General features: G+C 47.5%; 11 protein-coding genes. 9 read left to right on the top strand and 2 right to left on the bottom strand.

The genetic code is table 11. From position 1 onward, the window contains the following. The first annotated feature begins 328 nt into the window (after positions 1-328). Positions 329-2,407, top strand: coding sequence for an excinuclease ABC subunit UvrC (uvrC, locus tag NLBNIHML_RS11600; RefSeq protein ID WP_494354416.1), 2,079 nt, complete (start codon positions 329-331; stop codon positions 2,405-2,407). Here the strand turns inward: uvrC and NLBNIHML_RS11595 are convergent. Beyond that, positions 2,376-4,073, bottom strand: a complete 1,698-nt coding sequence (locus NLBNIHML_RS11595; protein WP_339257199.1) for a CPBP family intramembrane glutamic endopeptidase — start codon at positions 4,071-4,073, stop codon at positions 2,376-2,378. The two genes, uvrC and NLBNIHML_RS11595, sit on opposite strands and share 32 nt — an antisense overlap. Before the next feature lie 499 nt (positions 4,074-4,572). Here NLBNIHML_RS11595 and NLBNIHML_RS11590 point away from each other — a divergent pair, with 499 nt between their 5' ends. Beyond that, positions 4,573-5,913 (top strand): TrkH family potassium uptake protein, encoded by a 1,341-nt coding sequence (locus NLBNIHML_RS11590; protein WP_494354415.1) that lies wholly within the window; start codon positions 4,573-4,575, stop codon positions 5,911-5,913. Between the two features lie 49 nt (positions 5,914-5,962). Continuing rightward, the gene (locus NLBNIHML_RS11585; RefSeq protein WP_091020848.1) at positions 5,963-6,634 is read left to right on the top strand and encodes a potassium channel family protein; all 672 of its coding nucleotides are present in this window, start codon (positions 5,963-5,965) and stop codon (positions 6,632-6,634) included. A gap of 60 nt (positions 6,635-6,694) precedes the next feature. Here NLBNIHML_RS11585 and NLBNIHML_RS11580 read toward each other — a convergent pair whose 3' ends face one another. Continuing rightward, entirely contained in the window at positions 6,695-7,618 is a 924-nt protein-coding gene (locus NLBNIHML_RS11580; RefSeq protein WP_339237432.1) for a LysR family transcriptional regulator, read from the bottom strand. Between the two features lie 295 nt (positions 7,619-7,913). Here NLBNIHML_RS11580 and NLBNIHML_RS11575 point away from each other — a divergent pair, with 295 nt between their 5' ends. The 6 genes from NLBNIHML_RS11575 (at position 7,914) to NLBNIHML_RS11550 (ending at position 14,618) form a co-directional block, all read left to right on the top strand. Further along, entirely contained in the window at positions 7,914-8,582 is a 669-nt protein-coding gene (locus tag NLBNIHML_RS11575; protein WP_315937826.1) for a succinate dehydrogenase cytochrome b558 subunit, read from the top strand. 44 nt (positions 8,583-8,626) lie between these two features. Next, the gene (gene sdhA / locus NLBNIHML_RS11570; RefSeq protein WP_253440597.1) at positions 8,627-10,369 is read left to right on the top strand and encodes a succinate dehydrogenase flavoprotein subunit; all 1,743 of its coding nucleotides are present in this window, start codon (positions 8,627-8,629) and stop codon (positions 10,367-10,369) included. Positions 10,370-10,907: 538 nt separating this feature from the next. After that, positions 10,908-11,672, top strand: a complete 765-nt coding sequence (gene sdhB / locus NLBNIHML_RS11565; RefSeq protein ID WP_339237426.1) for a succinate dehydrogenase iron-sulfur subunit — start codon at positions 10,908-10,910, stop codon at positions 11,670-11,672. Positions 11,673-11,847: 175 nt separating this feature from the next. After that, a complete protein-coding gene (locus NLBNIHML_RS11560) occupies positions 11,848-12,822 on the top strand; it encodes a metallophosphoesterase (RefSeq protein ID WP_494354414.1) in 975 nt (324 codons plus the stop codon). Between the two features lie 264 nt (positions 12,823-13,086). Further along, positions 13,087-13,818 carry a metallophosphoesterase family protein gene (locus NLBNIHML_RS11555; protein ID WP_339257196.1) on the top strand — a complete coding sequence of 244 codons (732 nt, stop codon included), beginning with the start codon at positions 13,087-13,089 and terminating at the stop codon, positions 13,816-13,818. A 167-nt stretch (positions 13,819-13,985) separates the two neighbouring features. Then, a complete protein-coding gene (locus NLBNIHML_RS11550; RefSeq protein WP_339257195.1) occupies positions 13,986-14,618 on the top strand; it encodes a GNAT family N-acetyltransferase in 633 nt (210 codons plus the stop codon). Positions 14,619-14,993 lie beyond the last annotated feature (375 nt).

Below are 14,993 nucleotides of genomic sequence, written 5' to 3'. Positions count from 1 at the left end.
ATACTATTTATATAAAATGAAACTGGAAATTTACATGTTAACGGAGAAGACAGAAATGATCTCGGCAAAGCATAGCCATTGCAAGTTTCATCCGAATTTCAGTTGTAATATGTATTAGACTAATTATTTACACTTTAGCGGAGAGAACAGAAATAACCTGAAGAAGCGAAGCGTTCGCCTTTATCACCGGATTTTCCCCTTGTAAAAGGGAATTAAAAAAATCTGGGGATAACAGCGATTGGAAGGTTGTTCTGTTATCGTAGCGTTTGTGTGAATTATTTGTAAGGTGAGGATTTCAGCTTTTTCGGGAAGGAGGATTCACCGAATTATGGATCAATTCATGAATGATTTGCAGGATCAGGAGAAGGCATTGGAGCAGATTCGTCACAAGCTCGCTTTGTTGCCAGATATGTCTGGATGTTACCTGATGAAGAACAGTGAAGGCACGATTATCTATGTCGGTAAGGCCAAAGTGCTGAAGAACCGTGTACGCTCTTATTTTATCGGCAGTCATAACGGAAAGACTCAGCGTCTGGTATCCGAAATCCGTGATTTCGAATATATCGTGACGGGCAGCAATATGGAAGCACTCATTCTGGAGTGTAACCTGATCAAGAAACATATGCCGCGTTATAACGTGTTGCTTAAGGATGACAAGACTTTCCCGTATCTTAAAATTACGAATGAAAAGCACCCCCGTCTGGAAGTAACCCGGCGTGTGCTGAAAGATAAAGCCAAATACTTCGGACCTTATCCGAACTCGTATGCGGCACACCAAACGAAAAAATTGCTTGATCGTATGTATCCACTGCGCAAATGTGGTGTAATGCCCAAAGAAGTGTGCCTGTACTATCACATGGGACAATGTCTTGCCCCTTGTGTGAAGGAAGTGGAGAAGGAGCAGTATGACCAGATTTCACAAGAGATTGGTTCATTTCTAAGCGGTGGTCACGAAGAGATCAAGAAGGACTTGCAGCGCAAGATGCAGGAGGCCGCGGAGGATCTTTATTTTGAACGGGCCAAGGAACTGCGCGACCAGGTGATCGCCATCGATGCGATGATGGAAAAACAGAAAATTACGATGGCCGATGCCAGAGACCGGGATGTATTTGGGTTTGCCATTGATAAAGGCTGGATGTGTGTCCAGATTCTATATATGCGTCAGGGTAAAATGATTGAACGTCACGTATCCACTTTCCCGTTTTACGGTGAGGCGTATAGTGACTTCATGTCCTACGTTACGCAATATTACAGTGATAATCCGGCATTGCCACAAGAAATTTTGTTGCCGGAAATGCCCAAAGATATGCCGACCGGTGATGACAGTACGGATACGAGTTCTGGTGCTGATGGATCGGTGCCTGCCGCAGTTACGGTAGAGGCGCAACAAGCGGAGCAAAGTACCGCTAACCAGCCACTGGTTGCTGAGACCCGTGCAGCTTATGGAAGTTCCGCGGAGTCAGAAGGTGAACAGCCTGACAGTATGCAAGAGGATGCTCTTACAACGGATACAACCGCTTCAACTGAAAAGCTCCCAGCAGGTCTGGAAGACCCGACTCAGGTTGCTGCTGCTTTACAGGAGTGGTTGGAGGTCAAAGTGCTCATCCCGCAACGTGGATTGAAACGCCAGATGATCACCATGGCTGTGGATAACGCACGTGTAGCATTGGAAGAGAAGTTCCGCCTGATTGAGCGAAATGAAGAACGGACATCCAAAGCTGCTGAAGGACTGGGACGTTTTATTGGACTGGATCAGCTTCACCGTATCGAAGCGTTTGATAACTCGAACATCCAGGGTACAAACCCGGTATCTGCCATGATCGTATTTACCGATGGTAAACCGGATAAGAAGGAATATCGGAAATACAAGGTCCGTTCAGTTGAAGGACCGGATGATTATGAAACCATGCGGGAAGTTATTCGTCGCCGTTACGAGCGGGTATTAAAAGAAAACCTGACTCAGCCTGACCTGATTGTGGTCGATGGTGGTAAAGGGCAGATCTCGGCTGCGGTCGATATTTTGGAAAATGAGCTGGGGCTGTTTATTCCGGTATGCGGACTGGTGAAGGATGCGAAGCATAAGACTTCACAGTTGATGATCGGTAATCCACCGGAAGTCATCTCCCTGCCTCGGGATAGTCAGGAATTCTACCTGTTGCAGCGGATACAGGAAGAGGTCCACCGTTTTGCGATCTCGTTCCACCGGGAACAGCGTGGCAAGTCGATGGTAACATCACGTTTGGATGCCATTCCGGGGATCGGAGAGAAGCGGCGTAAACTGCTGTTGAAGCATTTTGGCTCTTTGCGCAAAATAAAAGAGGCCAGCGTCGAAGACTTCCGGCCTCTATCTATTGGTGACAAGTTGGCAAATCAGATTATTGCAGCACTTCGGGATGAGGAGTCGTAACATACGGCTTCTCTTTTTGTTTTGGATTGAATTTGTAGACAAGATATCCAACGATGGCCGGGAGTACAATCCAGAAGAGTCCGGCAGCCATATTCAGGGCATCTCCCATAAAGACCAGGCTGAGTCCCATCAGTAAGCTGTCGAAGATCACATGGGCGAATACAACGGCAATGAAGCCGTGACGCAGCATGATCAGACTGAACAGCAATCCAATGACCATCAGCTCAATGGGCCGGGTTATGACCGGGTAGATCGGATATAACGTATGTCCAAGTGCCCAAATGATCGTTGGGATCAGACAGGCAATAAACGTGTTACGCACAATCTTCTGCATCATGCGAATGCCGAACAGTCGATAGACGGCTTCTTCACCGATACCGGCCATCCAGGCCATGATCGGGAAGAGCCAGGCATAGGTCATGTTAAATGTAGATTGATCTGCTGACGTCGTTGACCATGTGCCGATGCTTCGCTCTAGAATGAAAAACAGGATGGATTGAACACCCAACAGAATGAATGCCCACAGGTAACCGGCAAACATACTGTGAAGTACATATTTTCCGTATCCCGGTTCTTTGGCACGAGGCCAAGGATTCAGACCTATTTTACGCCACATGCCGTCACCGGCAACGAGGGACAGATAGATGGTTGCACTCATGACCAGCGTAATACCTGTCTGCAATAACATCAGGAACGCTAACATGAAGCTGGAGAGCCCTTGTGCCTGAAAGAGTGGAATCATGTTCAGCGTACCAATAACCGATGCTGCGAAATACACCAGCGAGAGAATGATCCCGCGTTTAAAGGACGTATGTGCTCGGGTCAGAATGCTATAGATGATGGCGAGCACGCCCAGAACAAAGGTCAGGAATGCATAGCCACCATACGTCATCCAATTGGCTTGGCGCGTTTGAGCTTTTACATAGTCGGTATGGGATTCAGGGACCGAGAAGCCAGGATCGAATGATCGTACGGCTCCATCTTCAAACGTAAAATTCAGTTCAAGCTTGGAATCTCCAATGACTTTTGCAGGATCTGTATACTTCAGTCCCGCTTCACCATCGCGAGTATCCAGTTGAAGTGTGGGCACTTCATAACCGAATTCGGTCAGAACGCCAGCCGCCAACTGTTCTTTCTCGTCCAGTGACATATTGCCTTCGGCAAGTACTTGCGATGTGGTCACTTTCCCGGTGCTTTGCTCCGCCTCAATGGCGGTGTAGAGGGAAGAAGGCAGTTCCCGTTTGAAGCCGACCACTTTTCCTGTTTTCATATGTACGTCAACATGAAGATAACCGCCTCTGTCTATGTCAGGCAAACGAACGCGGTATACATCGTAAGGATAGCTTGTTTCCCATTTCTGGTTATAGGTATCAAGTTGTTTGGTTTTGGCCATATACCCGTAGATATCGGAATGTGTCTGGTAGGTTACCAAGGGTTTTCCACCATCATTTGGCAAAGTATAGTCATCCACAGAAGCTGCGAATGATCGTGCGGCTTGCGTCGCCTGCTCCTTGCTTATGAAGGACGTGGACGAAATTTCGGTTGTTTGCGATGAGGTAGCAGGAAAGATCTGAAATACAAAAAATAGAATCAGGCCAATCGCCGCAAGCAACCCTAGACGCTTGAAGTTAGCCTTGAGTAGCAAAGGCTGCCCTAAGGGATTCATGTAATGTTGTTCCTCCTTATTTAATAGAGGTTGTTCAAAAAGTTTCTAGCTTCATCCCATCTTCTTGGTACTGAAAACCGCCCTTTTTGAACACGCACTAATATGGATATTAAGTTAACATAGCACAGGCCAAGCACCGAATGCCAATGATGTAACGAAAACAAGTGTAAATCCTTGAAAATGAATGAAAAGGACCGAAAGAATCTGATTCATTCGTCGCCATATCTGAGTTTTTCCCTTTTTGGCTGAATTCGATGCTATTTACACAAAAAACGTTTTGTCTACAAACGCCGCAGCGCTTATAATTTTGAAGCAAATGTGCAACGATTCGCATGTCTTTCGCCCAACAAGGGAACGAATAGAATATATTCCAACTTCATTATATATGTCGTTTTAATCTGAATCATACATGTTTAACGTTTGGCAACAGCATTTCATATGAAGAAGGCTCCACGAGTGTGGAGTTATTTTCATTGTAGAAGAGGTGGAAGATACTCAAGTGAAACTGAATGTTCAATGGATACGATTATCGCCACCCCGTATTCTTGTGTTAGGGTTTGCTGGCATCATATTGGTAGGCACACTGCTTTTAATGCTTCCGGCATCCAGCCGTAGCGGCCACAGTCTTGCGTTTATTGATGCGCTATTTACAGCAACTTCGGCCGTTTGTGTCACGGGTTTGGTTGTGGTTGATACAGGCACTCATTTCTCAGTGCTGGGTCAGGTTGTCATTGCGATTCTGATTCAGATTGGTGGACTGGGCTTCATGACGATGTCTACATTGGTTGCCATTGCGTTCAAACGGCGGATTTCGCTTAGAGAACGGCTGATTCTGCAGGAAGCGATGAATCAGAGCACGATGGAGGGCATTGTCCGGCTAATTCGCAAAGTTGTGATCTACTCGCTTATTATCGAAGGCATATGTGGCACGTTGTTTGCGATTCGCTGGTCATTTGACATGCCGGTCGGACAGGCGATCTATTATGGATATTGGCATGCCATCTCTATGTTCAACAATGCCGGATTCGATATGTTTGGGGATTTTCGCAGTTTCACTGGGTTTGTATATGACCCGCTGGTGAATTTTACAGCGATGTTCCTGATTGTGTCTGGCGGTATCGGTTTTGTGGTGTTGTCAGATCTGGTGGATTACCGCAAAACGCGAAAGCTGTCTCTGCACTCCAAAGTTGTCCTGTTAATGACTGGATTGTTGATTGTTTTTGGTGCACTTGTCATTTTCGTATTCGAATTCAGCAATCCGCGGACACTCGGTGGCCTGAACTGGGGTGGCAAAATTCTCGGTTCATTCTTCCAGTCCGTTACGCCGCGAACAGCAGGAGCCAATACGGTAGATATTGCCGGGCTCCGACAGGCAACGCAGTTCTTTATGATCATCCTGATGTTCATTGGGGCATCACCGGGCTCTACCGGAGGCGGGATCAAAACAACGACATTTATGATTATGGCTGGAGCGGTCATTGCGATGATGCGTGGACGTGAAGATATCGTGTTTTTCCGCTATCGTCTCGTACAGGAACGGATTTTCAAGGCGCTTACCATTACATTACTGGCGCTCTTGTTCATCATAGCCGTAACAATGGTGCTGAGCACCACAGAAGAAGCCAGTTTTATGATGATCCTATTTGAGACAACTTCAGCCTTTGGCACCGTGGGATTATCGCTCGGACTGACGCTGAAGCTGACCACTCTGGGCAAGCTCCTGATCTGTTTTACGATGTTTGCAGGAAGGCTTGGACCTATTACATTAGCGTATGCACTTGGGCAGAAAAAGGGTAAGGAATTATACAGGTATCCGGAAGGCAAAATGATTATTGGATAAAATTTGGTGAGTTATGAATTTGATTTGGATAAGGGGTTCGTGAAGAACAATGAAAACACAGCAGTTTGCGGTGATTGGGCTTGGGCGTTTTGGCTCCAGTTTGGCACAGGAATTAATGGAACTCGGCTACGAGGTACTCGGTATCGATAAAAATGAAGAAGTCGTCGAAGACATGAGTGAATTGGTTACCCATGCCGTTGTAGCCGATGCGACTGATGAGGAAGTGTTGCGCTCTCTGGGTATTCGCAATTTTGATTGTGGTATCGTAGCTATCGGGGATGATATTCAGACGAGCATTCTCACCGCGATCCTGTTAAAAGAGCTGGGCGTCAAGACGGTCGTAGCCAAGGCCATATCCGTTCTTCACGGAAGAGCACTGGATAAGCTGGGGATTGATCGTGTGGTTTATCCCGAGCGGGATATGGGTATTCGTGTTGCCCATCAGCTGGTTACCCCGAACTTGCTGGATTACATTGAATTATCCAATGATTATAGTATTGTCGAGATGAAGGTTCCCGCCTGTCTGCACAACAAAACATTATCAACCCTGAATGCACGTGTACGCTTTGGTTGCAGCATTGTGGCGCTACAGAAAGAAGCCGGGGTCATTATTGCTCCGACAGCACTAGACTCGCTTCAGATGGGGGATATCATGGTCATTATTGGTAATAATGCAGATATCGACCGATTTGAAGAAGAGGTTATTAGCCAGGAGAGCTGATAATCATCATGAGTTAAAAATGAAAGCCAGACGTTGGAGCCTGGCTCATTCAGATCAAAGCTAAGGCGTCGTAGTCCTCCGTGAGGGCAATGGCGCCTTTGCTGTAAAGAGTGCAACCGTCTCCTTGACCCATTGTCTGGAGGTCTCGCTGAGGCCCTCTTTATCCCCATAGATCATGCAGGTTGTTCTTCGGGTCTGCTGTAATTGTGGCAAATGAACAGAAACAAGATCATTGTCCGCGAGCAATTGCGGACGAAGATATGACTTGGGCAATAGCGCAGCAGCTTTGGCGGAAGGCAGAAGTCGGATGATCGCTTCGAAGGAATCAATCTCCATGCGAATATCCGGCATTACGGCACAGCGCTGAAAGAGGTCGTCCGTTAATTTGCGATACCAGGTACCTTTGGAGAACGTGATCATTGGCAGATCCTGCAAGTGTTCCATCCCCGCTTCCTTACCTGACAGGGGGTGTGTGAGCGGCACAACCAGTTCCAGGTGATCATCAAAGAGCGGCACACAGTTAAGCCCCACTTCACTGATGGAGGAGGCGACAATGCCCACATCGGCTTTTTTGTCACGCACAAACGAGACAATCTCATGTGTTTTTCCCGTCAACAGTTTTAGTTCGGCATTTGGATGTTTCTCCATAAAGGCATTGACGAGAGGTGGCAACGTGGTTTGAAGCGTCGTCAGACTGGCTCCGAGTGTAATGGTGCTCTGTTCTTCGTCTTTATACTGGGCGAGCATGGTGAGGAATTTCTGTTGCTGCTGCTTCTGTTCAACCGCGAAGGTATAGGCGAACTGGCCCACACTGGTTAACTCCAGTCGTTTGCCGCGGCGGTGGAAGAGAGCGACCCCGAGTTCATCCTCCAATTTGGATATTTTGCGTGAGAGTGCGGGTTGGGACAAGTTCAGTAACTTGGATGCACGGTTCAAGCTGGACTGCTCCACAACCGCTGCAAATGCATTTAACTCCTCGAACATGAACAATGACCTCTTTTCCATGAGTGTGATTCTTGCCCTTGATTAATCGTTTTCCATGTTGTATGGCCTGTAAACCCAATGTTTCACTACTTATACCTATAGGTTATAACATTTAATAATTATATTGCAATTCCCTTATAAGAAAAAAAGGAGTAACATGAAGCGTGACACAAGTTGTTCACACCTGGGGAAAACGGAACAATTTGTCGAACCTTTTCATGGAAAAGGATTCGTGTCATGATAAGTAAAATTATTTATGAAAACGTTGTATTTAGCGAAAGGGGATCGACATTTTATGAAAGGGTTTTACTCCAGAAAGCTGCACTCCTTGCTTGGCGTCATTCCGCTCAGTTTGTTTTTTGTTGAGCATTTGGTGACGAACTTCTCGGCAGTTGAAGGCGGCAAAGAAGCTTTTGACGGTGCTGTTGCATTCTTGAACAGTCTGCCACTGGTTATTGTTTTGGAAACGCTCCTTATCTGGTTACCGTTGTTCTATCACGGTGTATACGGTCTGTATATTGCTTATCAGGCCAAGCCTAACGTGGGACGTTATGGCAATGAGCGCAACTGGCGTTATACGTTGCAGCGTGTCAGTGGTGTCATTACGTTTGTATTCGTTATCTGGCATGTATGGGAGACGCGGGTGCAGGTTGCGTTGGGTACAGTCACCCACGAACAGCTAGGCGGTGTTATTCACGATATCGTGATGAACCCGGTAACATTTATTCTATATCTGATCAGTGTAGTTGCGGCATCCTACCACTTTGCCAACGGTCTGTGGTCGTTTCTTGTTAGCTGGGGAATTACCGTGGGTCCGCGTGCGCAGCGTGTGTCCTCTTATGTATGTATGAGCTTGTTCGGTATTATCTCCATTATGTTTATTGCTTCCTTGTTCGCTTTCCGGAGCATGGATTTCCAAGCAGTAACTTCAATGGTTGACGTAGTAAAAACAGTTCTAATCTAAGCATTTATCGAGTTAAATGCTGACTTATAAGGGAGTGAACATCAATGGCATCAACGAATGTAATTATTGTGGGCGGCGGTCTCGCGGGCTTGATGGCGGCGATCAAATCGGCTGAAGCCGGAGTCCATGTTCATTTATTTTCACTGGTTCCTGTTAAACGATCCCACTCTGTATGCGCACAAGGCGGCATTAACGGAGCGGTAAATACCAAGGGTGAGGGTGACTCCCCATGGGTACACTTTGACGATACGGTATACGGCGGTGACTTCCTTGCGAACCAACCTCCGGTTAAAGCGATGTGCGAAGCAGCACCTGGTATCATTCACCTGATGGACCGTATGGGCGTAATGTTCAACCGGACACCGGAAGGTTTGCTTGATTTCCGTCGTTTCGGGGGCACGAAGCATCACCGTACGGCATTTGCCGGAGCGACAACAGGACAACAATTGCTCTATGCATTAGACGAGCAGGTACGTCGCTGGGAAGCAGCGGGCCTGGTTACGAAATATGAGAACTGGGAGTTCCTGCAGGCGGTTTTGGATGATGAAGGCGTATGTCGCGGGATTGTAGCTCAGGATCTGAAAACGATGAAGGTACAGACCTTCCCGGCAGAAGCGGTTATTCTGGCGAGTGGTGGTCCGGGTATCATCTTCGGTAAAACGACTAACTCAGTCATTAACACAGGTACAGCGGCAAGTGCGGTGTATCAGCAAGGGGTAAATTACGCTAACGGGGAGTTCATTCAGATTCACCCAACAGCCATTCCAGGGGATGACAAGCTGCGTCTCATGTCCGAATCCGCGCGTGGTGAAGGTGGACGGATCTGGACGTACAAAGACGGCAAGCCTTGGTACTTCCTCGAAGAAAAGTATCCTTCCTACGGAAACCTGGTTCCGCGTGATATTGCAACACGTGAGATCTTCAGCGTCTGCGTGGATATGGGGCTGGGCGTGAACGGCGAGAACATGGTTTATCTCGACTTGTCTCATAAAGATCCGAAGGAACTGGACGTTAAACTGGGCGGAATCATTGAGATCTATGAGAAGTTCATGGGCGATGACCCGCGTAAAATCCCAATGAAAATCTTCCCGGCAGTCCATTATTCCATGGGCGGCATGTGGGTAGATTACAACCAAATGACCAACATTCCAGGGCTGTTCGCAGCTGGTGAATGTGAATATCAATACCATGGTGCAAACCGTCTGGGTGCCAACTCATTGGTATCCGCGATCTATGGTGGTATGGTGGCTGGACCAAAAGCGGCTGAATATATCAAAGGACTCAAAAAATCGTCCGCGGATATCCCTTCTTCCGTATTTGAGAAACACACCAAACAACAAAGTGATAAATACGAAGGCATCATGAAAATGCAGGGTACAGAAAATGCCTATGTTATTCATAAAGAGCTTGGCGAGTGGATGACAGCCAACATGACGGTTGTACGCTACAACGACAAGCTTGAAGCCACGATTGGCAAGATCAAGGAATTGAAAGAGCGTTATGGCAAAATCAACATGTACGATAGCTCTGGTTGGAACAATCCGGGTGCAGCGTTTACCCGTCAACTGTGGAACATGATTGAACTGGCAGAAGCAATGACCCTCGGCGCTCTGCTCCGTAACGAAAGCCGCGGCGCGCATTACAAACCGGAATTCACGGAACGTAATGACGAAGAGTTCCTGAAAACGACCATCGCAAGCTGGTCGAAGGAAGGCCCGAAAATCTCGTACGAGCCAGTAGACGTATCCCTGATCCCACCACGTATCCGGGATTACTCCAAGGATTAAATATCACGGATTTATTTATATGGTTAAATATTAAGCACCTGAACGGAGAGGCAGGAGAACTTTGGAGAAGCAGAGCCTTCTTCAAAGTTACTGCCATCAACGTGAGGGAAATACCCAGAAGAAGCAAGCGCCTAGCAATGCTTCAGCACTTCAATACTGCCCATCCAGCATGAGTGGAATGCAGTTTCCAGCAAAGTGACTCAGTGCACGACGTAGCGGAGGAAGCAGAAATGCTCAGAAGAAGCATAGCGCCTAGCAATGCTTCAGCACTTCAATACTGCCCATCCAGCATGAATGGAGTGCAGTTTCCAGCAAAGTGACTCAGTGCACGACGTAGCGGAGGAAGCGGAAATGCCCAGAAGAAGCGAAGCGCTCGCCTTTATCACCGGATTTTAACCCTGTGAAGGGGTGATCAAAAAAATCCGGGGATAACAGCGATCAGAGGGGCATTCCGCTGACGAAGCGTCTCCCGTGCACCAAACCAGTAACTTTGCGCATCAGCAATACAATCATCGTCACCAGAGGAGGGGACAACGATATGGCGGAACAAGCTACAGCCAACAAAACCGTCAAGTTTATCATCACCCGTCAAGACAGCCCGGAGTCATCTTCGTACAACGAAGAATTTGAGCTACCGTACCGTCCCAACATGAATGTGATCAGCGCCCTGATGGAGATTCAGCGTAATCCGGTAAATACAGATGGCAAATCCATTGCTCCTGTATGCTGGGATTCCAACTGTCTCGAAGAAGTCTGTGGTGCCTGCTCCATGGTTATCAACGGCAAGCCACGTCAAGCATGTGCAGCCCTGATCGACAAGCTCGAACAGCCTGTTCGTATCGAACCGATGAAGACCTTCCCGGTGGTTCGTGACCTGGTCATTGACCGTAGCCGGATGTTTGGCGCCCTGAAACGCGTAAAAGCATGGATTCCAATCGATGGTACCTATGACCTCGGTCCAGGTCCACGGATGCCAGAGAAGAAGCGTCAGTGGGCATACGAGCTGTCCAAATGCATGACATGTGGTGTATGTCTTGAGGCATGCCCGAACGTTAATGAGAAAACAGACTTTATCGGTCCAGCAGCACTGTCCCAAGTGCGCCTGTTCAATGCTCACCCAACAGGGGAGATGAACGCCGACGATCGTCTGGAAGCGTTGATGGAAGACGGAGGCATTGAGGGCTGTGGTAACTCACAGAACTGCGTGCAATCCTGTCCAAAAGGCATTCCATTGACAACCTCCATTGCGGAAATGAACAAACAAACAACCAAGCATATGTTCAAACGCTGGTTGGGTGTATAATCTCGTCATAACAGGTGCAGAAGTGTAATCTGCAACATAGTAGAAGTCGTGATCCCGTGCAGCAATATGCCGGAGATCCCGGCTTCTTTTTGTGCTGAAGCAGAGGAACCGGGCTACCCATGAAGAATATGATATACTAAGGGGATGGATATGGAGCGTAGAAGGAGGGGGAGATATGGCAGAGACACCGCGTCAGGGTAGCAAAAACTCGCCGTCCCAGCGCTCGTACAAGGCACCGGGTTCAGAAGAGTCTGTGTTTCCTGGAGAGGAAAAGGATCATGATCCCTCTCGCCGAAGTTTCTTATTTCGCATGATTTTGATGACGGCGGGTGCGAGCTTGCTCACCGGGGGTTATGCCTGGCTTTGGGAGCCGCGTCGTCTGGAAATCAAGCAAGTGGAACTGAAACTTCCGAAGTTCCCAAAGGCGTTTGACGGATTGCGTGTAGTTCAGTTCAGTGATGCCCATCTTGGTTTTCATACCGGAGTGAAAGAGATGAGAAAGCTGGCGGCAACGATTGAGGAGCAGCAACCGGACTTGATTTGTTTTACCGGAGACATAGTCGAGAGGGAATCAGAGCCGATGCGTGAATGTATTCCGGTACTCGCCTCCATGCAAGCCAAGTATGGCAAATTTGCTGTTTTGGGGAATCATGATTATCGGGGCGGACAGCAGAATGAAGTGGCTGCCATGTTCCATGAAGCAGGGTTCAAGTTGTTAAGGAACGAACATGTGGTGATTGAACAAGGGGGCGAACGTCTGGCCATAGCTGGTTTGGATGACGCACTTACAGGCAGGCCTGATCCTGCCCAAGCCATCAAGGGATTGAATCAAGATGTGTGGAAATTGCTGCTTATGCATGAACCGGATTATGCCGACATTGCCACGCCCTATGGTTTCGGATTGCAGCTTTCCGGTCATAGCCATGGTGGACAGGTACGATTTCCATGGGTAGGGGCACTGACAACTCCCCGAGGTTCACACAAGTATGTTCAGGGGCTGTATTACACGAATGTCCAGGGGGTATATTACTCCACTCAGACACAGATGCCCGTGTATGTGAATCGTGGTTTTGGCATGACCCAACTGCCCATTCGTTTTTTGTGCAGACCGGAATTAACAGTTTTTGAGCTTAAAGGATTAACCACATAAAAGGAATATGAAATCATATTAGTTCAACTAAACTTTTTACATGAGAACAGAGAGGACAGAAATAACGTGAAGAAGCGAACTGTTCGCCTAAAAGCTTTCTGAAAGAAAGCTACATCGGAAGCATACGCTATCTCCGTATTTTCCCTTTGAAGTAGGGAATCAAAAAATCTGGGGATAACAGTGATCGGAAAGTTATTCTGTCATCGGAGTGGCAAGTGTAAACGTACAACAGTGAACGATTCAACATGAATGGAGGTTATCCAGATGGAACGAATTGCGATTGTATCCGACATTCATGGCAACATGACTGCCTGGGAAGCAGTGCTGGAAGATATCAAAAGTCGCGGCGTAAAGCGAATCTTTTGTCTTGGTGACCTCGTGGGCAAGGGACCAGAACCGGTGCAGGTTGTGGATGGGATTAGAGCGGCGTGTGAAATTGTCATCCGCGGTAACTGGGATGAACTGGTTGCGGTTAACCAGGACAACGAGAACTTTACGTGGCAAGCAGAACGGTTGGGTGAGGAACGATTGGCGTATTTGGCGAGCCTGCCCTTCAGTCATCAATTTCAACTGAGCGGTCGCACCATCCGTCTGGTCCACGCATCACCTCAAAGTGTGTACCATCGTGTGCAGCCTTGGGACGCAATGGAAAAGAGATTGGCGATGTTTGATTCTCCGACTGATGAGTCTGCGCAAGGTGTTGCAGATGTTGTAGGTTATGGGGATGTGCATAATGCATATTTGCAGTATATGAATGGAAAATTACTGTTTAATGCAGGCAGTGTCGGTAATCCGCTCGATCTTCCCCAGGCTTCCTACTGTATTCTGGAGGGTGAAGAGAGCAACGATAGCAATACCCCGTTCAATGTTCAATTTGTGCGGGTACCTTATGATATTGAGCGAGAAGTACAGATTGCACAGTCCGCGAATGTTCCTGCACTGGATTTCTATATCCGTGAGATTCGTACGGGCATCTACCGCGGGTTGCAGGAGTAGTCAACACCTAGGCTCTTTAGCGTTAGGAATTGAATGATACAATATGTTAATACTATAATGCGAATACTAAAGTTCGTGGACTCGTTTATATGATATTACGCCGGATCACCTTCAGAGCATGCTTGTCTTACCGGACTCAAGCCCGTTAGGCAAAAGGAGCGATTGTCATGCTTACCCGAAAAATGCTGGTTCAAGGTCTGCCGGCTTTGTGGACAGAGCGTCTTGTCCTGCGAGCATTGCGTCAAAGTGATTACAGCACATTATCGGAACTTTTTTCCGATCCTCAAGTCATACGATATGTGAATCGGGGAAGCCAGCCCACACCGATCAGGGCGAGACGGTTATTAAACCAGATACGAAGCAGCAGTGCCAAGCTGGATTCGTTACATTATGGGATCTGCTGGAGAGGTAAGGAACAGGTCATTGGGATTACCTCGTTCCAGCACTGGAATGATCAGAATGGTACCGCACAGATTGGTTATATCCTGAACAGGTCCTGTTGGGGCAGAGGTGTGGCTACCGAGGCGGTACAGCGGCTGCTGCATTTTGGATTTGACGATCTTCATCTGTGGAGGGTGGAGGCACGTTGTTATGAGGCCAATGTTTCGTCACAACGGGTGCTAAGCAAAATAGGAATGACTTACGAACGGAGTCTTCCCTCATTTGGATTGCATGATGAGGATGACGAAGGATCAGAATCTTTGATGGATGTTAAAGTGTATAGCATGTATCGGGAACAATACGTACGCCCGCTTCAGGAGAAAGACTTGCACACACTGGTATCTGACAAGCCGCAATAACATAGAGTAAGAGTAGTAAAACGTGAAAGAATCGAACTTCAATCATTTGTTACACAATTGAAATATAGCTGCAATTGAACTCTAACAGACAGGGGGTAAACTTATCTCATGACCCCCTTTTTGATAATAGATAATGCTGTTGGGACCCGCGCGAGCGGGTTCATTTTTTTTGTCCATATAAGTTAACTATGGTATATACACTGGCTACTCCGATGACAGAATACCTTTCCGATCACTGTTATCCCCAGATTTTTTGATTCCCTTTTGAAAAGGGTAAATCTGTTGATAGCGTATGCTTCCAATGCAGCTTTCTTTCAGAAAGCTTTTAGGCGCCCGCTTCGCTTCTTCACGTTATTTTTGTCCTCTCCGTTATCG

It is taken from the genome of Paenibacillus sp. JNU01, from assembly GCF_059130585.1.
This window is presented reverse-complemented; position numbering and strand designations above follow the sequence as displayed.